Origin of the sequence: Nitrospira sp., from assembly GCA_030692565.1 — a bacterium.
GTDB lineage: Bacteria > Nitrospirota > Nitrospiria > Nitrospirales > Nitrospiraceae > Nitrospira_D.
Window position 1 is genome coordinate 45631 of the sequence record JAUYAO010000022.1, and the last position, 23247, is coordinate 68877.

The 23247-nt window shown below is 59.9% G+C and carries 20 protein-coding genes; 19 read left to right on the forward strand and 1 reads right to left on the reverse strand.

Features of this window, described 5'->3' with window-relative positions; all coding sequences use genetic code 11:
- The first annotated feature begins 50 nt into the window (after positions 1-50).
- From Q8N04_04965 to Q8N04_05030, 14 genes are all read left to right on the forward strand, one after another.
- A complete protein-coding gene (locus Q8N04_04965) occupies positions 51-530 on the forward strand; it encodes an NADH-quinone oxidoreductase subunit B family protein (GenBank protein ID MDP3090005.1) in 480 nt (159 codons plus the stop codon).
- Positions 530-2284, forward strand: a complete 1755-nt coding sequence (nuoD, locus tag Q8N04_04970; GenBank protein ID MDP3090006.1) for an NADH dehydrogenase (quinone) subunit D — start codon at positions 530-532, stop codon at positions 2282-2284. The genes Q8N04_04965 and nuoD overlap by 1 nt, the downstream gene beginning before the upstream one ends.
- Before the next feature lie 49 nt (positions 2285-2333).
- On the forward strand, positions 2334-2936 hold the full coding sequence (gene nuoE / locus Q8N04_04975) for an NADH-quinone oxidoreductase subunit NuoE (GenBank protein ID MDP3090007.1): 603 nt from the start codon (positions 2334-2336) through the stop codon (positions 2934-2936).
- Positions 2937-3024: 88 nt separating this feature from the next.
- A complete protein-coding gene (gene nuoF / locus Q8N04_04980; protein MDP3090008.1) occupies positions 3025-4332 on the forward strand; it encodes an NADH-quinone oxidoreductase subunit NuoF in 1308 nt (435 codons plus the stop codon).
- 4 nt (positions 4333-4336) lie between these two features.
- On the forward strand, positions 4337-7003 hold the full coding sequence (gene nuoG / locus Q8N04_04985; protein ID MDP3090009.1) for an NADH-quinone oxidoreductase subunit NuoG: 2667 nt from the start codon (positions 4337-4339) through the stop codon (positions 7001-7003).
- A 45-nt stretch (positions 7004-7048) separates the two neighbouring features.
- Positions 7049-8125, forward strand: a complete 1077-nt coding sequence (nuoH, locus tag Q8N04_04990; protein ID MDP3090010.1) for an NADH-quinone oxidoreductase subunit NuoH — start codon at positions 7049-7051, stop codon at positions 8123-8125.
- A gap of 14 nt (positions 8126-8139) precedes the next feature.
- Positions 8140-8700, forward strand: a complete 561-nt coding sequence (gene nuoI, locus Q8N04_04995; GenBank protein ID MDP3090011.1) for an NADH-quinone oxidoreductase subunit NuoI — start codon at positions 8140-8142, stop codon at positions 8698-8700.
- Between the two features lie 100 nt (positions 8701-8800).
- On the forward strand, positions 8801-9316 hold the full coding sequence (locus Q8N04_05000) for an NADH-quinone oxidoreductase subunit J (GenBank protein MDP3090012.1): 516 nt from the start codon (positions 8801-8803) through the stop codon (positions 9314-9316).
- 77 nt (positions 9317-9393) lie between these two features.
- On the forward strand, positions 9394-9699 hold the full coding sequence (gene nuoK / locus Q8N04_05005; GenBank protein MDP3090013.1) for an NADH-quinone oxidoreductase subunit NuoK: 306 nt from the start codon (positions 9394-9396) through the stop codon (positions 9697-9699).
- A 104-nt stretch (positions 9700-9803) separates the two neighbouring features.
- Entirely contained in the window at positions 9804-11702 is a 1899-nt protein-coding gene (gene nuoL / locus Q8N04_05010; GenBank protein MDP3090014.1) for an NADH-quinone oxidoreductase subunit L, read from the forward strand.
- Positions 11703-11708: 6 nt separating this feature from the next.
- Positions 11709-13274, forward strand: a complete 1566-nt coding sequence (locus tag Q8N04_05015) for an NADH-quinone oxidoreductase subunit M (GenBank protein MDP3090015.1) — start codon at positions 11709-11711, stop codon at positions 13272-13274.
- Entirely contained in the window at positions 13271-14746 is a 1476-nt protein-coding gene (locus Q8N04_05020) for an NADH-quinone oxidoreductase subunit N (protein ID MDP3090016.1), read from the forward strand. Before Q8N04_05015 ends, Q8N04_05020 begins: the two co-directional genes overlap by 4 nt.
- Before the next feature lie 113 nt (positions 14747-14859).
- Positions 14860-15717, forward strand: coding sequence for a YihY/virulence factor BrkB family protein (locus Q8N04_05025; protein ID MDP3090017.1), 858 nt, complete (start codon positions 14860-14862; stop codon positions 15715-15717).
- 219 nt (positions 15718-15936) lie between these two features.
- Positions 15937-17295 (forward strand): hypothetical protein, encoded by a 1359-nt coding sequence (locus Q8N04_05030; protein ID MDP3090018.1) that lies wholly within the window; start codon positions 15937-15939, stop codon positions 17293-17295.
- An 89-nt stretch (positions 17296-17384) separates the two neighbouring features.
- Here the strand turns inward: Q8N04_05030 and Q8N04_05035 are convergent, their stop codons facing one another.
- Positions 17385-18536 carry a site-2 protease family protein gene (locus Q8N04_05035; protein ID MDP3090019.1) on the reverse strand — a complete coding sequence of 384 codons (1152 nt, stop codon included), beginning with the start codon at positions 18534-18536 and terminating at the stop codon, positions 17385-17387.
- 71 nt (positions 18537-18607) lie between these two features.
- Here Q8N04_05035 and Q8N04_05040 point away from each other — a divergent pair, with 71 nt between their 5' ends.
- The 5 genes from Q8N04_05040 (at position 18608) to uvrC (ending at position 23235) form a co-directional block, all read left to right on the forward strand.
- Entirely contained in the window at positions 18608-19321 is a 714-nt protein-coding gene (locus Q8N04_05040; protein MDP3090020.1) for a polysaccharide deacetylase family protein, read from the forward strand.
- Positions 19318-19791: a GNAT family N-acetyltransferase gene (locus Q8N04_05045; GenBank protein ID MDP3090021.1), complete on the forward strand. Its 474-nt coding sequence runs from the start codon at positions 19318-19320 to the stop codon at positions 19789-19791. The genes Q8N04_05040 and Q8N04_05045 overlap by 4 nt, the downstream gene beginning before the upstream one ends.
- Positions 19792-19921: 130 nt before the next feature.
- Entirely contained in the window at positions 19922-20320 is a 399-nt protein-coding gene (locus Q8N04_05050; protein ID MDP3090022.1) for a VOC family protein, read from the forward strand.
- Positions 20321-20477: 157 nt separating this feature from the next.
- On the forward strand, positions 20478-21347 hold the full coding sequence (gene dapF, locus Q8N04_05055) for a diaminopimelate epimerase (GenBank protein ID MDP3090023.1): 870 nt from the start codon (positions 20478-20480) through the stop codon (positions 21345-21347).
- Between the two features lie 85 nt (positions 21348-21432).
- Positions 21433-23235, forward strand: coding sequence for an excinuclease ABC subunit UvrC (gene uvrC, locus Q8N04_05060; protein ID MDP3090024.1), 1803 nt, complete (start codon positions 21433-21435; stop codon positions 23233-23235).
- Positions 23236-23247 lie beyond the last annotated feature (12 nt).

The window sequence follows — 23247 nt, forward strand, 5'->3', positions numbered from 1 at the left end:
AGTGCAGCGGGCATCACACGCGTCACCTGTCACGTGTCACGGGGTTGGACATGAGCTTTTTAGAACGACAATTCGAAGCCAATATCCTCACGACGAATCTGGACGCGGTCGTGAATTGGGCGCGGAAGTCGGCCCTCTGGCCGATGACCTTCGGTCTCGCCTGTTGCGCGATCGAGATGATCGCCAGCGTGTCGTCCCGCTATGACCTCGACCGGTTCGGCGCCGGCGTGTTCCGCGCTTCCCCGCGCCAGTCGGATCTGATGATCATTGCCGGCACGGTCACCCGCAAGATGGCTCCCGTCATCCGCCGGATCTACGACCAGATGCCGGAGCCACGCTATGTGATTTCGATGGGCTCCTGCGCCACTTCCGGCAATCACTACAACAGCTACGCGGTGGTACAGGGCGTCGATCAGATCATTCCGGTGGATGTGTATGTGCCGGGCTGCCCGCCGCGGCCGGAGGCGCTGCTGGATGGGTTGCTGAAACTCCAAGAGAAGATTCAACGCGAAAAGGTGTTCGTAAAGTAATGTTGCAAGCGCTGGCCGACAGGCTCGTGAAACAATTTCCGGACGCCGTGCTCTCCGTCGATCTCGATACGGGCCGCGGTGAAATGGCCGCCCAGGTGCGCGCAGCGGACATGCTGACAGTCGCCCGCTACCTGCATGACGCGCCCGAGCTGGCCTTCGACCACATTACCGATATCTGCTCGGCGGATTACCCCGCAGACCAGAACCGGTTTGAGGTGATTTATCATCTGCTGTCTCTGCCGCACGGCCGCCGGATCCGGGTGAAAGCCCGTGTCACCGAAGACAACCCGTCAATCCCTTCGGTGACGAGCGTGTGGCGCGGCGCGGAATTTCTCGAACGGGAAGTGTTCGACATGATGGGCATCATTTTTACAGGCCATCCGGACCTCCGCCGGATTCTCATGCCGGAAGACTATGCCGAAGGCTATCCGCTCCGGAAAGATTTCCCCGCGGAGGGCCGCGGCTGGCGCAGCCAGTTCGACTTTATTCCGCGCCTCGACGAAGCGCCGGAGGAGATGACCGAAGGCGAGTATTCGGAAGCGGAAAAGAAACCGTTCATTGCCGCGAACGGCGCTCCCGGATCGCGCCGGCGTGAAGAACTCCTCTTGAACATGGGGCCGCAGCATCCCAGCACCCACGGCGTGTTGCGCGTCGTACTGGAACTCGACGGGGAGCGCATCGTGAAAGCCACGCCGGATCTCGGCTATCTCCACCGCGGCGTCGAAAAGCTGGCCGAGGGCCTGGCCTACATGCAGGTCATTCCGCATACCGACCGGCTCGATTACGTCTGCGCCATGGCCAACAATTACGCTTACGTACGAGCTGTGGAAAAACTGCTCGACATCACTATCCCTGAGCGCGCCGAATACATCCGTACGCTGGTGGCGGAGATGCAGCGCATCATCGGCCACTTGTTCTGGCTGGGCACGCAGGCGCTCGACATCGGCGCCATGACCGTCTTTTTCTGGACCTTCCGCGAGCGGGAGATTCTACTGGACCTGTTCGAACAGCTCTGCGGCGCGCGCCTGACGCTCAATTATTACCGGATCGGCGGAGTCGACAGCGACTTCACGCCGGAGCTGGTCCTGCGGCTGCGCGCGTTCCTGAGCACGTTCCCGCAGAAGGTGGCCGAATACGATTCGCTCATCGCCTCCAACCGCATCTGGATCGGACGCACGAAGAACGTGGCCGTCATTTCCGGTGAAGATGCGATCAATTTCGGGCTTACCGGCCCCACGCTCCGCGGCTCCGGAGTCGACTACGATATTCGCAAGCTGGAACCGTACGGAGTCTACGACAAGGTGGAGTGGGATGTGCCGCTCGGAAAACATGGCGACACCTACGACCGGTACTGGGTCCGGATGGAAGAAATGCGTCAGAGCGCCAGGATCATCGCGCAATGCCTGGATCAAATGCCTCAGGGGCCCATCATGGCGGATGTGCCGCAATACATCCCGCCGCCCAAGCAACAAGTCATGCGGGACATGGAGAGCCTGATCCACCATTTCATTATTTTCACGCAAGGGTTCAAGCCGCCGAAAGGCGAAACCTATTGCGCCACCGAAGCCCCGAAGGGCGAGTTGGGATTCTTCATCATCAGCGACGGCAGCCCACGTCCCTATCGATTGAAGATCCGCTCTCCCTCGTTCGTCCACATGGGCGCCTTCGATCATATGGCGCGGGGATATTTGATTTCCGACATCATCACGATCTTCGGGTCCTATGACATCGTGATGGGGGAGTGCGATAGATGAGGTGTGCCGGCCAGGATGCTCCTGTGCTCGCTGCCCGCGCACGATGGGAATGCGCTCGGGCAATGCGCGCAGTTTGGAACATCCTGGCCGCCACCTCGGTGAAGAAAAGTGGGGGGAGAAGGTGCTGAAGGAAAAGTACGGAAAGGAAATCGAGGAGATTCTCTCCCGGTACCCCGTGAAACGGTCGGCACTGATTCCATTGCTGTATCTCGCGCAACGTGAGCATGGCTACGTGACGGAAGCGGCGATGACGGAAATCGCCGGCTTGTTGAAGCTGACGCCGCCGCAGGTCTATGAGACCGCGACCTTCTACACGATGCTGAACCTCAAGAAGGTCGGCACACACCATATCCAGGTGTGCAAATCGCTCATGTGCGCCCTGGTCGGCTCTGATACCGTGATCGGCTGGATCAAGACCAAGCTCGGAATCGGCCCCGGCGAAACGACGGCAGACGGCTTGTTTACACTGACCGCCGTCGAATGCCTGGCGGCCTGTGGCACCGCGCCGATGATGCAGATCAATGATGATTTTTATGAACGGCTGACGGAAGAGAAGGTCGACAAAATCCTGGCGGACCTCCGGACCACCGGAACCAGCCCGCTAAAAAGCGGCCCCTATATGTGGCCGGAATCAGCGAAACCGGGAGCGTGAAGCGTGAAGCGTATCTCGTCGTTCGCAAATAGGAACCGGTCCGGATCGCGCTTCACGAGCGACGCTTCACGAACAACGGGTTGTTGAGATGCCGAAACACGAACTGGTCCTTCTGAAAAATATGATGCAGCTCGGATACACCGGGTCCTTGGCGGACTACGAAAAGACCGGCGGCTATCAAGCCTTGCGCAACACGCTCGGCAAAATCGCACCGACCGACGTGACCACCACGGTCATGAAATCCGGTCTGCGCGGCCGGGGCGGCGCCGGTTTCCCGACCGGCGTGAAGTGGGGATTTCTCCCGAAAGACTATCAAGGCCCGCGCTATCTCTGCTGCAACGCCGACGAAAGCGAACCCGGAACGTTCAAGGACCGGCAGCTCATGGAGCGGGATCCGCACCAGCTCCTCGAAGGCATTGTGCTGGCCTGCTATGCGATCGGCGCCCAATCCGCCTACATTTATATCCGCGGCGAAATGGTCCTCGGGTCCAAGATCCTGGAACGAGCCATCGGGGAAGCCCGCGCCGCCGGCTACATCGGCAAGAACATCCTTGGAACGGGCATCACGGTGGACGTCTGGGTCCATCGCGGCGCCGGCGCCTACATCTGCGGAGAGGAAACAGCGTTGCTCGAATCGCTGGAAGGCAAGCGGGGCCTCCCGCGGGTCAAGCCGCCGTTCCCGGCGACCCACGGTCTCTACAACAAGCCGACTGTCGTCAACAACGTCGAGACGCTGGCCAATCTGCCGCATATCCTGTCGCGCGGGCCGGAATGGTTCGCCTCCATCGGCTCGCCGCCCAAGAGCACCGGCACACGCGTCTTCTGCGTGAGCGGCCATGTGAAACGCCCCGGCAACTATGAATTGCCGATGGGTGTGACTATTCGCGAGCTGGTCTTTGAACATGCCGGCGGCATGCGGTCGGACAAGCCGCTGAAAGCCTTTATCCCTGGCGGGGCCTCGGCCCCCTTTCTGACACCCGATCATCTGGATGTGAAGCTGGATTTTGAGTCCGTCGCAGCGGCCGGGTCGATGCTCGGCTCCGGCGGAGTCACCGTCATGGAGGAAGGTACCAGTATGGTCTGGGCCGCACTCCGGTTGATGGAATTTTTCTATCACGAGTCCTGCGGCAAATGCAGCCCCTGCCGGGAAGGCAGCTCCTGGCTCGTGCAGACCATGCGCCGGATTATGGCCAAACGCGGCCAGATGCAAGACCTTGAAACCCTCACAGATCTGTGCAAGAACATCGCGGGCCGCACGGTCTGCGCCTTCGGCGATGCCGAGGTGTCGCCGATCATGAGCACGTTGAAACATTGGCGGCATGAATACGTGACGTTGATTCACGAAGCCGAGGCGGCCAACTTGATCCGCCCGGAATCCGTCGGGACCAGACACTGAGACTATGCCGAATACGTCTGAAACAGTTCGCGTGACGATCGACGGCCATGCGATCAGCGTGCCCAAAGGCACGTTGCTGATCGAAGCCGCGCGGCGCGTCGGCGCGATGATTCCGCATTTCTGCTACCACCCCAAGCTCAAGCCGGACGCCAACTGCCGCATGTGCTTGGTCGAAATTGAGAAGATGCCCAAGCTCCAGACAGCCTGCAGCACGCCGGTCGCGGACGGCATGAGCGTCCGGACCGCGACGACGGTCGTGAACGACGCCCATAAATCCGTGCTGGAATTCATTCTCGCGAATCATCCGTTGGACTGCCCCGTCTGCGACCAGGGCGGGAAGTGCGACCTGCAAGACTTTTCGCATCAATACACCGCGACGACGAGCCGGTTCGCCGAGACGAAACGCATTTTCCAGAAAGAATATTTCAGCCCGTTGATCGAAACGCAGATGAACCGTTGCGTGCAGTGCCTGCGCTGCGTCCGCTATTGCGATGAAGTCATGGACGTGAAAGCCCTGGCTCCGGTCGGCCGCGGGACGATGACGGAGATCAAACATTTCGGAGCCCATCCGCTGGACTGCGAGTTCTGCGGAGGCTGCGTGCAGATCTGTCCGGTCGGCGCGATCACCAGCCGCCTGTCCATGTATGAATACCGCCCCTGGATGCTGAAACGCGCCGAGACGATCTGCGGCTATTGCGGCGATGGGTGTCAGATTACCGTCCAGACCAAGAACAATGATTTGATCGAAGTGAACTCCGCCTACGGCGCCGGACGCAACAACGGCGATCTCTGCGCGAAGGGGTTCTTCGGCTTTCACGCCACCAGCCATCCCGAGCGGCTCACGCATCCCTTGATCCGCAAGAACGGCACCCTGGTGCAAACCACCTGGGAAGAGGCGCTGGAGTTCATTGCCGAGCAAGCCGGCCGGATCAAACAGGCGCACGGCGGCCAGGCCTTCGGCGGTCTAATCACCGGCCGATGCACGAATGAGGAGCTGTATCTCTTCCAGAAATTCATGCGGCTGACGCTCGGCACCAACCATCTCGACAGCAGCGCCCGGTACGGGCACATGAACAGCATACAGGCCATGCGCCGGGTGCAGGGCACGCCTCGCTGGACCGTGACCTTCGAGGATCTCGGAGCCGCCGATGTCCTGTTACTGGTCGGGACGAACATCACGGAAACGAATCCGATCACCGGGCTTGCCATCAAAGAAGCGGTCAAGAAACGACAGGCGACGCTGATGACGATCGAATCGCTGCTGCCCGCGATCGGCACGATCAGCAACATCGCGAATCTCTCGCAGCACCATTTCTGCGTGTCACCCACGCTGTTCCGCACCGCCATCCTCGGCTTGCAGAAAGCCGTGGTCGAACAGAATCTAGTGACCGCTGACCTGACGCAACAACGAACGAGCTTCGTCACGGCCGTCACGGCACGGTTGCAACCACTGTCCTGGCAGGACATCCAGGCCGCCACGGGAGCAGGCCAGCAAGTCTATGCCGCCGCCGCGCAGGCGCTGGCCAAAGGGAAGCGCGTCGTCGTCGTCACCGGACAGGGCCTCTTGCGCAGCGATCAGGGCTATGCCGGCGCCATGAATCTGCTGGATCTGCTGCTCCTCCTGGGGAAGCTCGATCAGCCGGGATGCGGGCTGGCTCCGCTGGCGGAAGAAAACAACGACCAGGGCGCGATTGAAATGGGCGGGGTCGCCGAATTCCTGCCTGGTCCTGTCGATGTAACCGATAAAAGCGGACGAGACCGGGTCGTGGATATCTGGAAAGAAGCGCCACCGTCTACTGCTGGCCATACACTGATCGACATGCTGGCCCACGCCAAATCCGGCCAGCTTAAAGCGATGTTCATTGTCGGCGAAAACCCTCTGGCCAGCCTGCCGGCTCCGGTAGAAGTGCGCGAGTCGCTCGACAAGCTGGAACTGCTGGTTTGCCAGGAACTCTTCTTGACCGACACCGCCGCGCTGGCCCATGTCGTCCTGCCGGTCTGTTCGTCGCTCGAAAAAGACGGCACGTTTACCAATACGGAAGGCCACGTCCAGGCGGTCCGACAAACCGTCGAGCCGGTCGGCGAAGCCCGTCCGGATTGGGAAATCTTCTCCGCCCTCTCGGGGTTGCTCGGTACCCCGCTGGACTATAGCGAGAGCCGTGAGATCCTGAAGGAGATTCGCAGTCTGATCCCGGGATACGGCTCCTTAGGACCGGCTCCGGTCCCGGCGAAAGTCGATCGCGCGACCATGGATCGCTATCTCAGCCAGGGCTTTGAACGCGATCTCGCCGGGCGCTATCAGATACCGCGGACGCCGTCGCGTCCGGACGGGACGGTACAGATTGAGCTCGTACAGAGCTTGTTCCACTCGGGCAAGTTGTCGACCAAGTCGAAGGGGCTGATCCAAATCGAAGGCCGAAGCTCCTTGCGCCTCAGCCCGCGCGATGCCGTTCGCTTTGGCCTGGTCGACGGCAACCGCGTCCGTCTCTCCAATTCGCAGGGCGAGGTCACCGCGGAAGTCAAAGTCGCGGACCGAGTACCGGAAGGCCACGCCTGGTTCCCGGACCATTTCAGCCAGGAAGTGAACAACCTGTTTGCCTGTGTCATGGATACCGAGACCAAGGTGCCGTATATCCGGACGACCTCCGTCTCGATGGTGAAAGTCTCGTGAGAAAACTGTGTCGATGTTGACGGTCGTTAATCCAGGGGTGTCATCGTGACTGAACTCAGCTTGCGTCTCGCTGTCTCGCTTGCACAAATCGCCGCGGTCATGGGCATTGTGATGCTCACCGTGATGATCCTGACGCTCGCCGAGCGGAAAGTGCTCGGATGGATGCAGGATCGGATGGGCCCCATGGAAGTCGGCCCCTACGGCATTCTTCAACCGATCGCCGACGGACTGAAGCTCTTCTTCAAAGAAGACATCGTCCCGGCCGGCGCCAATAAGTTCCTGTTCAGCCTCGCGCCGATTCTGGCGATGGTCTCTGCGTTGATCGGCTTTGCCGTCATTCCCTTCGGCCCCGATCAGACGATCGAGGTCTTCGGCATCACGATCAAGCCTTTCATCATCAGCGACATCAACATCGGGATTCTCTACATTCTGGCCTTTGCCTCCATCGGAGCCTACGGCATCATCCTGGGCGGCTGGGCTTCCAACAACAAGTACTCGCTGCTGGGCGGGCTCCGGTCGGCCGCGCAGATCATCAGCTACGAATTGAACGTCGGCCTGGCCATCGTGGGTGTGCTAATCATGGCCGGCTCGCTCAGTCTGGTGAAGATCACCGATGCCCAGGCAGGCGGATTCTGGCATTGGTACGTGTTCGCCTTCCCGGCTCCGCAGATTTTCGCGTTCGTCGTGTACGTGATTTCAGCCGTCGCGGAAACGAACCGCGTGCCCTTCGACCTGCCCGAGGCCGAAAGCGAGCTGGTGGCCGGTTTCTTCACCGAATACAGCGGGATGCGTTTCGCGTTCTTCTTCATCGCGGAATACGCCAACATGGTGTTGGTCTCTTGCGTCGCCGCGGCTCTGTTCCTCGGCGGATGGAATGCGCCCTATCCCGGCACCATTCTCGCGCATATCGGACTGGAGCCCTTCGCCTGGATCGAAGGGGTGGCCTGGTTCACCGTGAAAGTGTACGGGTTCCTGTTTCTGTTCTTCTGGTTGCGCGCCACGCTGCCGCGTCTGCGCTACGACCAGCTGATGAAATTCGGTTGGAAGGTCATGCTCCCGATCGCGTTGGCCAACATCGTGGTGACGGCCATCGCCATGTACATCTATAACCAGTTCAAGTAAGACCGCCGACGACTATGGCCCAGGCAACGACGACAGAGCGCTTCCTCGGTTGGCTCAAGACCATGACGTTCTACGAACTCCTGGTCGGGATGAAAGCCACGATGTCGCATCTCATTCACTACAAGCCCATCACGCTGCAGTACCCGCATGAAAAGCGGACCCTGCCGGACAACTACCGCGGCATGCTTGCGCTCCTGCGCTACGACGATGGGACGGAGAAGTGCGTCGGATGCGACCTCTGCGAAGCCGCCTGCCCGTCGCGCGTGATTCGTGTCGTGAGTGCCGAGATTCCGGGAGAACCCACGAAACGCTACTCCAAAGAATATTACATGGACATGACCCGCTGCCTGTTTTGCGGCATGTGCGTCGATGCCTGTCCGGTCGATGCCCTCGGCATGACCCGGGAGTTCGAGTGGGCGGTCTACGACAAGCGCGACCTCCAGCTGAACAAACAACAACTGCTCGCCATCGGCGACCGGTCGTTCCCCGTCCGTGAGAAGCGGCTGGAACTCCAGCACCCGAACGTGGCCTTCTTTAATGTGGCGTTCAAACACGTGCCGCAAAAACCGAATTGAGGACGGGCCGTTGAAGGTGCCCCGGCTCTCAAACGGAGAGGCCGGGCTGTGATGAAGCTGTGCCCGTCACACGACAGGGCACGGTCCTAGAGGAAACGACGTGGACCACTTGTTTTTTGGATATTTCGCCGGCGTGATCGCTCTGACGGCCCTGTTCGTCGTGGCGTTCAAGAATCCGATTTACAGCGCCCTCTCGCTGCTCATCATGTTTTTCCACGTCGCAGGGCTGTACGTGACGCTGCACGCCGAATTTCTGGCCGCCGTTCAGATCATTGTCTATGCCGGCGCCATCCTGGTCCTGTACCTCTTCGTCGTCATGTTGCTCAACCTCAAGACGGACGATCGCTACCACAGTCAGTGGCGGGCCGCCGCATTTGTCGGCGGGCCGTTGCTCATTGAGTTCTTCGTGCTCCTGGCCGGCAGCCTGTCCGCTCCGCCCGCCGCCTTGCCTCGGGTGGATATCGAGACCGGAGACAACACGCTGGCGATCGGAGAAACCCTCTTTTCGACCTACTTATTTCCGTTTGAAGTAGCCTCGCTCATCCTGCTGGTGGCCATGATCGGCGCCATCGTCTTGGCGAAACGAGACATTGGGGAAGTGAAGAGTGAGGGGTGATCAGTGATGAGACTGCAAAGACATTCGCTTCATAACATGCCTATCACCCATCACGCATCACCCATCACGAGAGCACGATGACCATCCCAATCACTTACTATCTGGTCTTGAGCGCCGTCGTCTTTCTGACGGGCCTGGTGGGGGTGCTCATCCGCCGCAACATCATCGCGATTCTGCTGTCGGTGGAATTGATGCTGAACGCCACGAACATCAACTTCGTGGCCTTCTCCGAACATCTGCGCGATCTGGGCGGACAGGTCTTCGTCTTCTTCGCCCTCACCGTGGCGGCCGCCGAAGTGGCGGTCGGATTGGCGATCATCATCGCGCTGCACCGGTCCAAAGACACGATCAACGTAGAACAGTTCAATCTGCTGAAATGGTAAAAATCGCCAATGGTCATTCGTCAAGCGTCACGCGTGGGAGTATGGGGAAGTCGGCCACCGGCTCCTCTTCACGAATGACGATTGACGTTTGACGGCTTTCACTTATGTTGTACGCACTTATTCCATTGCTCCCGCTGGCCGCCTTTCTCGTTCTGGGCCTGGCCGGCAACCGTATCAAGGAACGCGCGCACCTCGTCGCCGTGCCGGCGGTGGTCCTGTCGTGGTTCCTCTCCGCGTTCGCATTCTTTGAAGTCGCCCAGGGCTCTCCGATCAGCCAACCGCTCTATACCTGGCTGACGTCCGGCCATCTCGACATCCACATCGGACTCTATCTCGACCGCCTGACCGTCGTGATGCTCCTGCTGGTCACGACCGTCAGTTCGCTCGTCCACATCTACACCATCGGCTACATGCACGGGGAAGCGGGCTATGCCCGCTTCTTCAGCTACATCGCCCTGTTCACGTTCTCGATGCTGATGCTGGTGCTGGCGGACAACTTGTTACAGTTGTTCGTCTTCTGGGAAGCGGTCGGGCTCTGCTCGTATCTCTTGATCGGCCATTGGTATGAACGCGCCCCGGCCTGCGCCGCCGCGACCAAAGCGTTTCTCGTCAATCGCGTGGGAGACTTCGGCTTCATGCTGGGCCTCCTGCTGGTCTGGTACTCCTTCGGCTCGCTGAACTATCTGGAGATTTTTCCCGCAGCCCATGAAGCGGCCAACCTGACGATGAATGTGCTGGGCCCCTTCGGCGGAACCTGGACTGTGTCGGTGTTTACGTTGATCTGCCTGCTGTTGTTTACGGGCGCCATCGGCAAATCGGCGCAGGTGCCGCTGCATGTCTGGCTGCCGGATGCCATGGAAGGCCCGACGCCCATTTCTGCGTTGATTCATGCCGCCACGATGGTGACCGCCGGCGTCTTCATGGTGGCCAGACTGGCTCCCCTCTATAACTTGTCGCCGACCGCCATGACCGTGGTCGCGCTGGTCGGAGCCGCCACGATGGTGCTCGGCGCGACCATCGCGTTGACCCAGACCGACATCAAACGCGTCGTTGCTTACTCGACCGTCAGCCAACTCGGCTACATGGTCATGGCCTGCGGTCTCGGCGCCTACAGCGCCGGCATGTACCATTTGCTGACGCACGGCGCCTTCAAAGCCTTGCTCTTCCTGGGCTGCGGCTCGGTGATCATCGCGCTCCACCATGAACAGGATATGCGCCACATGGGCGGCCTGAAAGACAAGCTGCCGGTCACCTACTGGACGTTCATCGTCGGCTCGCTGGCATTAGCCGGCTTTCCGTTAACCGCCGGCTTCTTCAGTAAGGACGATCTGCTGATCTCGGCCTGGTTCTCCGGCCCGCTTGGTCAGGTGCTCACCGTACTGGGATTGCTGACGGCCCTGATGACCGCGTTCTATAGCTTCAGGCTGGTCTTCGTCACGTTCTGGGGTCCCTCCCATGTCGATAAGAAGCACGCCAAGCATGTGCATGAGCCGTCGAACACGATGACCTTTCCGCTGATCGTACTCGCCGCCTTGAGTATCGCGGCCGGTTATGTCGGGATCCCCGAATTTCTCGCCCCGGTGTTTGGCCACGGCGAAGCCGCCGCAGCCCATCACGGCGATGCTGGATTTGCGATCATGATCATCGCCACCCTCATGGGTCTGACGGGGATTGCCGGAGCCTACTATGTTTACGTGTTAAATCCCCAGCTGCCGGATCAATTCGCCGGCCGGTGGAAAGCGTTGTACGAAGGCTCGTTGAATAAGTGGTATGTGGACGAGGCCTATGATCGCGCGTTCGTGAAACCGACATTGGCGGTCGCCACCGACATGTGGAAGCGCATCGACGTGGCCGTGATCGACGGCGCAGTGAACGGCATCGCCCGCGGGATCGCCTGGGGCGGATGGCTGTTGCGCCTGATTCAAAGCGGACAGACGCAGCACTATGCGCTCGCGATGGCGCTCGGCATGGTCATTTTGGTGACGGTCTTTTTGGTGTTCTGAGGTCCTATGCAATCGGGCGGATTTCCCTGGCTGACATTGCTGATCTTCCTTCCGCTGGCAGGCGCAGCCGCGCTGTTCTTCGTCAAGGAGACCAATGTCCGGATGGTGGCCCTAGGGGTCACGATCGCCAATTTGCTGATCTCGCTCCCCCTCTGGTGGCTGTTCGACGCCTCATCGAGCCAGATGCAGTTTGCCGAGAATGTGGTATGGATCACGTCACCGCCCATTCATTACCACTTGGGATTGGACGGGATCAGCCTGCCGCTCATTTTGATGACGACCCTGCTCATGCCGCTCTGCGTGGCGATTTCCTGGCGTTCGATCGACCAGCGGGTCAGCAGCTTCATGGCCATGCTGCTCATCATGGAAGGCGCCATGATCGGCGTCTTCGCGGCGTTGGATTTTGTGCTCTTCTATGTGTTCTGGGAAGCGATGCTGATCCCGATGTATCTTCTCATCGGAGTGTGGGGCGGACCGAACCGGCTCTACGCCGCCATCAAGTTCTTCCTGTATACGCTGGCCGGAAGCATCCTGCTATTAGTGGCGATTCTGGCCCTGTATTTCCAGGGCGGCCATACCTTCGACATCGTGCAACTCAGCCAGCAAGCCTATTCACCCAGGCTCCAGTTCTGGCTCTTCATCGCGTTCTTTGCCGCCTTTGCGGTGAAGGTCCCGATGTTTCCGTTCCACACCTGGTTGCCGGACGCCCACGTCGAAGCGCCGACCGCCGGCAGCGTGATCCTCGCGAGCGTCCTGTTGAAGATGGGCACCTATGGGTTTCTGCGATTCAGTCTGCCCATGCTCCCGGACGCCTCGAAAGACTTCACTCCCATGATCGTGGCCCTCTCGATCATCGCCATCGTGTACGGCGCCTATATGGCCCTGGCCCAGGCGGACCTGAAGAAACTCATCGCCTACTCCAGCGTGAGCCACATGGGTTTTGTGACGCTCGGCCTCTTCATGTTCAATCAGCAAGGCATCGAAGGCGCCGTGATGCAGATGGTCAACCACGGCATTACCACCGGCGGCCTCTTCCTCTGCGTGGGCGTGATCTACGAACGGACGCATAGCCGGCAGATTGCCGACAATGTCGGGCTGACAAAACCGATGCCGCAGTATGCGACGCTGCTGGTGATTTTCTCCCTCTCGTCGCTGGGCCTCCCCGGCACCAACAGTTTTGTGGGTGAATTTCTGGTGTTGGTCGGCACGTTCCTCTGGAGCAAGATCGCGGCGGCCCTCGCCTCGATCGGGATCATCTTAGCCGCAGCCTACATGCTTTGGATGGTCCAGCGGGTCGCGTTCGGGATCCCATCGCCTCAGCAATTGCCGAAACTGACCGATCTGAATCGGCGCGAGATGGCGACGCTGATTCCGCTCGTCGTGCTGGTCTTCTGGATCGGCTTGTTTCCAAATCCGATTCTGAGCCGTATGCACGCCTCGGTCACCAATGTCGTCGCCCGCGCGACGCATGGCCCGCAGGAGTCTCCGACCTCAACCGGTCAGATCGCTCCAGTCGTCGAGCCGGTTCCCGCTCCCCAGACCGTACAGTCGATGGAGGCCGCACGCCCATGATGCTCTCGGCACACGATCTGTTCGCTATTCTGCCGGAGTTGCTGGTCGTCTTCGCCGCCTGTGCGGTCCTGGCCCTGGACCCGATTACACCCTCGTCCAAGAAGGACGGCCTGGCCTGGCTCAGCCTGGGCACCATGGCCATTTGCATGGGATTGACCGCCGCGCGTTTCGGCTCGCCGACGACGGCCTTCGGCGGCCTGGTCGTAATCGACAATTACTCCTGCTTCTGGAAGCTTCTCCTCTATTTCGTGACCGGACTGACGATTCTGCTGTCCTTCCCGTACCTGAAAGAGGAACGCATCTATCTCGGCGAGTACTATGGATTCATCCTCCTCGCCCTCTCCGGCATGATGGTTATGGTCTCCGGCGCCGATCTGCTGACCATCTACCTCGGCACCGAACTCATGTCTCTCTCCCTCTATGTCATGGCCGGCCTCAAGCGGGGAGAGGCGAAGTCGCTCGAAGCCTCGGCCAAGTACTTTGTGCTCGGGGCCTTTTCATCCGGCATTCTGCTTTATGGAATTTCGCTGCTGTACGGCTCGGCCGGCAGCACGCAACTCCCGGCCATCGCCGCCGCGATCGCCGGACGGAGCCTGGACGATCCCTTGCTCCTCTTCGCCACGATCCTCATCGCCGTAGGGTTCAGCTTCAAGCTGGCCGTCGTGCCCTTCCATATGTGGACGCCGGACGTGTACCAGGGCGCCCCGACCTCCGTCACGGCTTTTATGGCGGTGGCCTCGAAAGCCGCCAGCTTCGGCGCCTTCATGCGGGTCTTCGTCGAAGGACTCGGCGGCGTGCGGGCCAACTGGTCGTTGATGTTCCTGCTGCTCTGCATTGGAACCCTGATCCTGGGCAACATCGTCGCGCTCGTGCAAACGAACGTGAAACGCATGCTCGCCTATTCGAGCATTGCCCACGCAGGCTATGCCCTGATCGGCGTCGTGGCCGCCGGCCGACTGGCTCCGGCGGAAGCCTCATCCGCCGTTTCAAGCGTCATGCTCTATATTGCCCTGTACGCCTTCATGACCTTCGGCGCCTTTGCTATCATTGCGATGTTGCGGAAGGGCGGCCTGGAGGGCGATGAGATCGAAGATTTCAGCGGCCTGGCAAAACGCCACCCGTTCGCCGCGCTCCTCATGATGGTCTTCATGGTTTCACTGGCCGGCATCCCGCCGACGGCCGGCTTTATCGGAAAATTCTATGTCTTCATGTCGGCCGTACAGGCAGGACTCACTTGGCTGGCGGTACTGGCCCTGGTCTTTGCGGCAATCTCTGCCTACTTCTACCTGCGGCTGGTGATGGTGATGTACATGCGGGAACCGGAAGCGGTCACCGCATTGTCGCCCAGGTTCGTGTCGTCCCCGGCCCTCTCCATTGTGCTGGCCTGTGCCATCGCCGGCGTGGTGTTCTTCGGATTCTATCCCGATCCGATAGTGAACCTGGCAACCCAGGCCGCCCTCACGTTGAAATAGCGCTTCCGGTTCCTCAAATAGGGTGCGCCCCTGGGAAACCCGTGCTAGGCTGACGTTCGTCGAGAGACAACGCTGCGCCAGACACGCCCATCGCACGCATCCTGGACTGAAACATGATGCAAGCCGTCCGGTTTATTCTCGATCTACTCAAAGCCTTTCAGCGCCACGGCTGCGCCAGCCTGGCAGCCTCTTTGGCGTTTTTCTCACTCCTCTCCCTCTTTCCCCTCGTATTTCTACTGCTCTACGGCATCAGCTTTCTCGTGAGCCAAGATGTGATCGGCGAGCAGTTCCTCTTGAGCTTTCTGAAAGGCTTTCTCCCGTCGCTGGGTGAGCGCCTGGCTGAAGAGCTGCATCGCATCAGTGTGCTGGAGAGCGTGCGGTGGGCCGTCTTTTTGTCGTTCGCCTGGTTCGGAGCCCTGGTGTTTTACGAATTGGACTATGCGCTGAACGTCGTCTTCGAAAGCACCTGGAAACGTCACCCCCTGATCTCGACGGCGATTTCAGTCGCCTCACTGGGCGCCACCGGACTGCTTCTGATCATTTCCTATGTGGCGACACAGATTATCAATTTCCTGACCAGCTACGTTCCTCAGCTGTGGGGACTGGATCTGGTGGCGCTGGCCGCGCATGATTTTCTGCTGACCTACACCATCCCCTTCGGCCTGGCCTTTTTGACCGTCACCGGTTTGTACCGGTTCGTCCCGCGCCGGCCCCCGCATTGGCGGGAAGCCATGATCGGGGGCATCACGTTCGGCCTGCTGTGGGTGGCCGCCAAACTGCTGTTCGTCACCTATAGCGGCTATGCCACGGTCTATGTGCGGCTGTACGGTTCACTCCTGGAGATCGTCCTCATGCTGCTGTGGGTCTACTACTCGGCCGTCCTGCTGCTTTTCGGCGCGGTCGTGGCCCACAAACTCCAGCAGCATGCCCAGGCCACTCCCCCTCCAGCGGCTCCACCCGCGGCTGCCTAGTCACTGCCAAATCCAGCGGGATGCTCAAAAAGTTTGTCCAGCAAGGCCGCAGCGAGTGAAGGGCCGAGGCGTACCCACCGGGGTACGTTGAGGGTCTGAACGATGCGAGAACGCCGCTGGCGGACTTTTTCAGCATCCCGCCAATGCAACTTCCGGCCTTTTCCTAGGCGATCCCTTCCTTCCTCGATACAATGGCTTCCGGCCATAAAAGGGAGCGGCATGTCGGACGACTTCGGCAAAGAACTGTTAATGCTGGGCGGGACCATCGCGGGCTTTGTGGCAGCGTTGCTCACGGTCCTCGAAAAGCTCCTCGACTTTCAGACCCGTATGCACGGCAAGAAAGAGGCGAAGGGATCGTCCCGGCCTGAGCGAGCCGTGCCAGAATCGCCCTCCACCATCGACTTCTTCTCTTCCAAACCCCTGCGCGGATCGTCCTATCTCCTCTTGTATGAAACCAGTGTGATCGTCGCCGCCGGCGTCTTGTTGAACTATGTCGGCCTCACGCTCAGCCGCCATATGGAAAGCATTCTCTTCCTGGATATGACCGGCACGGCCCTGGTCGCATTTCTCTTGGGCCCTTGGTGGGGCGCGATCGTCGCGCTGCTCTCGAACTCCGTCGTGAACTGGTTGCTGTATCCGGAAGCCGGCGCCGATGTCGTGATCTTCCCCTGGTCGCTCGTGAATATGACCGGCGCACTCTTCTGGGGCGTCATGGCGAGACAACCTGGTTTCCAAAAGTATGTGCGGACGGCCAAGAGCTCCGCCCTGGCCCATAGCTGGTTTCTGTTGAGTTTCGGGCTCGTCGGGGCAGTGGTCATGAGCATCCCCGGCACACTCGTGCAGGCAGCCCTGAATGAACGCACCGTCTTCGCGTTGAATCCTGAGGTGGCGGAAGCACTCAGCGCGCGCGTGATCCAGTGGGAAACCGTCGTGCGAGGTTCCATTGAGACGATGCTGGGCGTGCAATGGGGAGAGAGCATCAGCTGGTATGTAGTGAACTGGTTCCAGAACATCGTCCGGTACATTCCGGACAAGACCATGAGCGCGGCCATCGCGCTCGTGGTGCTGAAGTACGGCTATCCGTTGTTTGAGCAGGAATTGATCCACGGCGGCCCTGAAAAAGAACCGCCCGGCGATGAGCGCGTGCTGCCGTTGGTCCTCGGCCTGCTCTATGCGCCGTCCTACGCGACGCTCATCAGCAGCGAGAGCTATGCCGGCATGCAGTTCTGGCCGCTTTGGTCGCTACCCTGGCTCTTCATTGTGATGGGCTACTTCAAGCTGCGCTATTGGGGGGCGACGGATGAGATGTTGCACGAAGCCCGCCTCGAACGCGCGGAGCGCTACGCCCGCGCACTCAAACCGATCGGGAAGGAGCCGTCCTATGAATTCTGCCGGCGACTGACCTTCGTGACGCTCGTCGCCAGCCTTATCTTTGCCCTGTGCCTGCCCATCCTTTTAATGGACTTCTATCGCGTCACCTTCAAATTCTTCTGCGTGGTCTACGGCTTTCTGCTCGTCGTCCACCTCATCCGCGTCGCCATCGCCCAGAATATTTCCGTGGCAAGATCGGATGGATGAACACGTCATTCGTCAGTAGTCACTCGTCAACTGTGGAGGCCGGACCGCCTCAAGCCGATTGACGAATGGCGTTTGACGGTTGACGAGGGTTACGCTTTGTGCAGTTGTAGGTAGTGCACGATCGCTGAATGGGTGACGAGCCCGATGACCTGGCCCTCTTGCACGACGACCAAACGATCCAGCCCTTCCTGACTCATCCGCTGCATCGCCTCCAACACCGGCACATTCGGTTCAATCGTCAAACCGGGCGACGCCGGACGCATGATCTGTTCAATCTGCTTCCACGCCCAGAGCGGTTGGGCTATGGCTTGGATATCCGTCACGGTGACGAGGCCGACCAACTCCCCGTTTGACACGACGGGAAAGCCTCCGTACCCATGCGGAACAAAAAACTGATTCACGGCGTCTTCGACCGTGCACGCCGGTGGAATCACCACGACGGTCCGTACCATGAGATCGTGAACGGGAACGGCTGCCAATGACTGGCGCAAGCGGGCCTGCCGGCGACTGGCCAGCGCGGTCGCGAAGAGGAACGTGGCCACGAGGATGATCCAGCTTCCGTCGGAGGCCATTGATCCCGGCAGATCCCCGCTGAGCGCGGCGATGACGACCATCACGCCGGCCAATCCGAATAAGACGCCGAATGCCAGCCCGACCCACGAGGCTTGGACGGTCGCCCGATAGAAATCTTTCCCCCAGGCCCAGAGTCCGGCGCGCAAAACCCGGCCACCATCCAACGGGAATCCTGGAATCAAATTGAACAGACCGAGTTGTAGATTCACAAATCCCAACAGGCTGCCGAGCATCATCAATCCTCGCCATCCGGTAGCCTCGCCGGCCAGTCCGGCCAACTCCACCGCTCCCAGGCACAACGCACCGAGCGCCACGCTCACAGCCGGACCGGCAATGGCGATCAGAAACTCCGCGCGCGGGTGCGGCGGCTCCTCCCGCATGTGCGCGACGCCGCCGAAGATGAAGAGCGTGATTTGGCTGATGGCGATCCGATAGGTCAACGCGACGTAGGCATGTCCCAACTCATGGAGCAGGACGGACCCGAACAAGAGAACTGCCGCGACGGCCCCCATCGCCCAGTAGCGCTCTTCGGACAATCCGGGTAGATTGGCCGGCAAATATCCCGAGGCCAGGCTGGAGGTCACCAGGAAAAAGACGAGAAACCAGGACGCATGGACGCGAATGGGAATGCCCAGCGCACGACCGATTTCCCAAGAACCCAGTTGCATGCCTGCACCGTAACAGCGAACGCCGCACGCGGTCAATTTATCTTCACTCGGCTTGAGGTATACTTGTGCGCATGTCACCCAGAACGTTCCCATGGATATTGAGCGCCCTCCTCATTGGAAGTCTGGGCGCATGGCCGTCTTCCGACGCGATGGCCCAGGTCATCAAATCAGGTCCGCCCTCCTGCCCGGGCATCGCGCTGACGTTCGATCTCTGTCCCGTAAGAAAAAGCCCGGGCTATGACCAGGCGCTGGTCGACTACCTGATCCAACACCAAATCCCCGCTACGTTCTTCATGTCCGGCAAATGGATTGCGAAGCATGACGCCGAAGTGGAGCATCTCCTGGGAATCCAATTCTTTGAAGTCGGCACCCACGGCGAAGTCCATGCGCATCTGCCCATGCACAATGCCGGGGAGCAGCAGAAAGAAATTCACGCCCCGGTCCGGCTCCTCAACGAGCACTATGCCCACGAGGCGACACTGTTTCGTCCCCCTTATGGGGAATATAACGACACCACGGTCGATGTCGTGAAACTCCTCGGCCTGCGTTTCATTCAATGGAGCATCGAGTCGGGCGATCCCGATCCGACGCTGACGGCGGACCAGATCCTGGCCCGCATCGAGAAACGCGCCAAGCCCGGCAGCATCGTCGTGCTGCATGCCAACGGCAAAGGCAAGCAGACCAGAGCGGTGATCGAACGACTGACCACTGAAGTGCTCCCGCGAAAGTCGTTGAAGCCCATGACCGTGAGCGAATTGTTGGCCTGCAAACAAAAGCATCCATGAGCACCCCCCGCATCAGATCCATGCAGGCCGCCGACCGCGACGCTGTGGTGCAGTTCCTCGCGGACTCAGATCCATGGAAAACGCTGGGCTATACCAGCACCGACTGGAACCGGATCTTTGCGCCGATCCCCCAGGGACGGGACGCAATTGTTGCCTTGGTGGCCGACAAAGTCGCCGGCGTGGCCCTCATCCGGGAGAAGTTTTTGCTGGGAGATTATCTGGAACTGCTCGGAGTGGCTCCATGGGCGAGACAATCCGGCGTCGGCGGGGCGCTCCTGGCTCACGTAGAGCACGCAGTCTTCGCGAAAACCAAGAACCTGTTTGCCTGCGTCTCCGATTTCAACGAACCGGCGAGGGCCTTCTACAAGAAACACGGCTTTCAGGAAGTCGGCCCTATGCCGGACTTTTTGATACCAGGCAGCGCAGAAATGCTCCTGCGAAAAACGGCCGGACCGGCACGAACTAAATAAGAATGGTTGAGGGCCCCGGAGAAGAAATGGTTCATGGTCAATGGTCGATGGTGAATAAGGGCGAACCGGTTCTGTTGGATGTTACCTTCGTCAACCATCGACCATCACCCGTTCCCCCTATGGAGTCTCTATGCGCGTGACCAAGCTTCTCCACACCAGAATGCGCGTCAGCGACATGGAACAGACCATCGCATTCTATACCGGCGTACTGGGTCTTGAGGTCATCGAACGGAAGACCTCGCCTCGCGGATCACACCTCGCCTTCTTGAAAGTGCCCAACAGCGACGAATTGATCGAACTCACCAGCTTTCCTCCGAGCGGGCCCGTGAAGGTGCAGGAAGATCTGGTCCATCTCGCCTTTCAGGTCGACAGCCTCGACGACACCATTGCGTCTCTGACCGCCAAAGGCGTCAAGATCACGGACGGCCCAACCCAGACATCGTCCGGCAGCCGCTTTCTCTTCATCGACGCCCCCGACGGCTATGAGATCGAGCTCATCGAACGGCCACAGGGTGTGAAGATCGTTTAGCCCGCGTCATTCGTCAAGCGTCAAACGTCATTCGTAGAGAGGACGCACTGATTAACTTGTTTTCTCCTCCCCGTTGACGGCATGACGCCCTCCGAAGTACCTTCTTTCTCCCGATTGACGCATGACGGTTGACGGTCATCTTCTAGAAGGAGCTCGCATGAAAAACGGTTTCTTCCGCGGTCACGGCCTCGGTAACGACTACATCGTGATGGACCCCAAGGAGCTGACCTTCAAGCTCACGCCCAAGAACATCAAAGCGGTCTGCGATCGCAATTGGGGCCTGGGCAGCGACGGCATTCTCGCGCTCGTCCCGAGCAAGAAAGCCGACTTCGGTCTGCGGATCTACAACCCGGACGGCAGCGAAGCGGAAAAATCCGGCAATGGATTGCGCATTTTCGCCCGCTATCTGCATGCCACCGGAAAGACGAAGAAGAAACATTTTACCGTCGAGACCAAAGGTGGCCTCGTGACGATCGATTTGCATATCGATCGCCATGGCGATGCGAGCGCCGTGACGGTCGAGATGGGGCAGGCCACGTTCAAGCCGGCGGCCCTTCCCTGCACCATGGCCGTCGATGAATTGATTCAGCAGCCGATCGACGCGGCCGGGCGTGCGTTGTCCTTCATGGGCGTGAGCGTCGGGAACCCCCATTGCGTGGTCTTCAAGCAGGCGGGAGAATCCTGGTCGCGCGAAGATCTGCTGAAGCTCGGCCCGGTCCTGGAGAACCACGCGCTCTTCCCGAAACGGACGAATGTCCAATTGGCCATCCCGACCGGCCCCAAAGAAATCTTCATCTTGATCTGGGAGCGCGGCGCCGGAGAGACGCAGGCATCAGGATCGTCTTCCTGTGCCGCCGCCAGCGCGGCGGTTCGCCTGGGCCTGGTGAAGAGTCCGGTCACGGTCAAGATGCCGGGCGGCACGTTGAATATCGAAGTGGCGAAGGACTTTTCGCTCACGATGAAGGGGCCGGTGGCCGAAGTCGCGCGCGGCACCCTGAGCCCGTCGTTCGTGCGGGGGCTGAAGTAGCTCTCGTCAACCGACATGCGTCAATCGTCAACCGGCAAAAATTGGGAGGGATGTTTTTGTTATCCTTGCGCTTGACGTATGACATATGACGAATGACGTTCTTCAATCCAAGCTCGATCGCCTGCCCGATCATCCGGGCGTGTATCTCTTTAAAGACGCGTCCGGTGAGTTGCTCTATGTCGGCAAAGCCGCTTCGCTGGCCGACCGTGTCCGCTCCTACTTTCAGCGCGGCGCCGACCATTCGCCTAAAACGACCTTGCTCGTCGGCCAGATTGCCGATCTCGAAACCATCGTCACCCGCTCGGAACTTGAAGCCCTCATCCTTGAAAGCAATCTCATCAAACGCCATCGGCCGCGGTTCAATGTGGTGCTGCGCGACGACAAGCAGTATCCCTACCTCCGTCTGCCGATCAAAGACCGCTTTCCACGGCTCTCCATCGTCCGCCGGGTCCAGAAGGACGGCGCACTGTACTATGGCCCCTATACGCCGGCCGGCGCGCTCCGCGAGACCTTGAAGGTCATCAAGAAATCGTTCCCCCTCGCCACCTGCACGATCGACATCGACGGCACCGCCGAGCGGGCCTGCCTGGAATTTGAAATCAAGCGCTGCATGGCGCCCTGCACGGGGAACCAATCGCAGGCAGACTATTTCAAGATTGTCGGCCAGGTCCGCCAGTTCCTGGAAGGCCGCGACCATGAACTGCTGGACGAGCTTCGCGCCCAGATGGAAGCGGCCGCCGAGCGGGAGGAGTTTGAAGAGGCCGCCCGACTGCGCGATCGACTCTTCAAAATCGAGCGCACGCTGGAGAAGCAACGCATCACCCAGACGGCGGCGACCGACCAGGATGTGATCGGCCTCGCGCGACAGGGCACCGCCGTTGATCTGCAATTACTGTTTGTCCGAGGCGGGCTGCTCATCGGACGGAAAGATTTCTTCTGGCCGCAATCGGCCGATGTCAGCGACGAAGATCTGGTCCGGTCGGCCATCGAGCAGTTTTACAACAAAGACGGCCAGCCGCCCAAAGAACTGCTGGTGCCCACCGCGCTCGCCGACGCGGAACTGATCGAGCAATGGCTGAGCGACAAACGGGGCTCCGGCGTAAAGGTCCTCGCCCCGGAACGGGGGACGAAGCACCAATTGGTCCTGCTGGCGGAAGAAAATGCGGCGGCTTCGGCCGCCAACCATCTGCGCGATGAAGCGCTCGACCGGCAGGCGGTTGAAGATCTAAAGCGATTGCTGCATCTGGAGAAAGCGCCCCGGCGTATCGAGGGGTTCGACATCTCCAATACCATGGGCAATCAGTCGGTCGCCTCGATGGTCGTATGGGAAGACGGCCAGATGAAAAAGGCGGATTATCGTCGTTTCAAAATCCAGACGGTCATCGGCGCCAACGATTTTGCCAGTATGCAGGAAGTGGTGGCCCGACGATATGGAGACTCGGAACATCTCGCACGGCCGGATCTGATCCTGATTGATGGTGGCTTGGGACAATTGGCCGCCGCCATGGAGGGGCTGAAGCAGGCCGGCCATGGCGATCAGGCGATCATGGGATTGGCCAAGGCCCGCGGCGAAAAGGACGAGCGCATCTTTCTCCCCGGCCGCAAGAATCCCATCTTATTGAGGCCGAACGCCCCTGCCACCCACCTCGTCCAACGCATTCGGGACGAAGCCCATCGGTTCGCCATCACCTACCATCGCAAGTTGCGCGGCAAAGCCTTCACCGCGTCCAAGCTGGATCAGATCATCGGGATCGGGGAGATCACACGCACCAAGCTGCTCAAGGAATTCGGAAGCGTAGACGCTCTGGTCGGAGCGAGCGATGCAGCACTTGAAGAAGCCGGCCTGGACGCCAGGACGATCATCGCCCTCCGCAAAACTCTTCAGTGAGAGGGAACGGGC

What these genes read in the sequence shown, in the direction of transcription:
- Q8N04_04965 (MDP3090005.1), top strand. Translation starts at nt 51, where the DNA reads ATGAGCTTTTTAGAACGACAATTCGAAGCCAATATCCTCACGACGAAT.
- nuoD (MDP3090006.1), top strand. Translation starts at nt 530, where the DNA reads ATGTTGCAAGCGCTGGCCGACAGGCTCGTGAAACAATTTCCGGACGCC.
- nuoE (MDP3090007.1), top strand. Translation starts at nt 2,334, where the DNA reads ATGCGCTCGGGCAATGCGCGCAGTTTGGAACATCCTGGCCGCCACCTC.
- nuoF (MDP3090008.1), top strand. Translation starts at nt 3,025, where the DNA reads ATGCCGAAACACGAACTGGTCCTTCTGAAAAATATGATGCAGCTCGGA.
- nuoG (MDP3090009.1), top strand. Translation starts at nt 4,337, where the DNA reads ATGCCGAATACGTCTGAAACAGTTCGCGTGACGATCGACGGCCATGCG.
- nuoI (MDP3090011.1), top strand. Translation starts at nt 8,140, where the DNA reads ATGGCCCAGGCAACGACGACAGAGCGCTTCCTCGGTTGGCTCAAGACC.
- nuoK (MDP3090013.1), top strand. Translation starts at nt 9,394, where the DNA reads ATGACCATCCCAATCACTTACTATCTGGTCTTGAGCGCCGTCGTCTTT.
- nuoL (MDP3090014.1), top strand. Translation starts at nt 9,804, where the DNA reads ATGTTGTACGCACTTATTCCATTGCTCCCGCTGGCCGCCTTTCTCGTT.
- Q8N04_05015 (MDP3090015.1), top strand. Translation starts at nt 11,709, where the DNA reads ATGCAATCGGGCGGATTTCCCTGGCTGACATTGCTGATCTTCCTTCCG.
- Q8N04_05020 (MDP3090016.1), top strand. Translation starts at nt 13,271, where the DNA reads ATGATGCTCTCGGCACACGATCTGTTCGCTATTCTGCCGGAGTTGCTG.
- Q8N04_05025 (MDP3090017.1), top strand. Translation starts at nt 14,860, where the DNA reads ATGATGCAAGCCGTCCGGTTTATTCTCGATCTACTCAAAGCCTTTCAG.
- Q8N04_05030 (MDP3090018.1), top strand. Translation starts at nt 15,937, where the DNA reads ATGTCGGACGACTTCGGCAAAGAACTGTTAATGCTGGGCGGGACCATC.
- Q8N04_05035 (MDP3090019.1), bottom strand. Translation starts at nt 18,536, where the DNA reads ATGCAACTGGGTTCTTGGGAAATCGGTCGTGCGCTGGGCATTCCCATT.
- Q8N04_05040 (MDP3090020.1), top strand. Translation starts at nt 18,608, where the DNA reads ATGTCACCCAGAACGTTCCCATGGATATTGAGCGCCCTCCTCATTGGA.
- Q8N04_05045 (MDP3090021.1), top strand. Translation starts at nt 19,318, where the DNA reads ATGAGCACCCCCCGCATCAGATCCATGCAGGCCGCCGACCGCGACGCT.
- Q8N04_05050 (MDP3090022.1), top strand. Translation starts at nt 19,922, where the DNA reads ATGCGCGTGACCAAGCTTCTCCACACCAGAATGCGCGTCAGCGACATG.
- dapF (MDP3090023.1), top strand. Translation starts at nt 20,478, where the DNA reads ATGAAAAACGGTTTCTTCCGCGGTCACGGCCTCGGTAACGACTACATC.
- uvrC (MDP3090024.1), top strand. Translation starts at nt 21,433, where the DNA reads ATGACGAATGACGTTCTTCAATCCAAGCTCGATCGCCTGCCCGATCAT.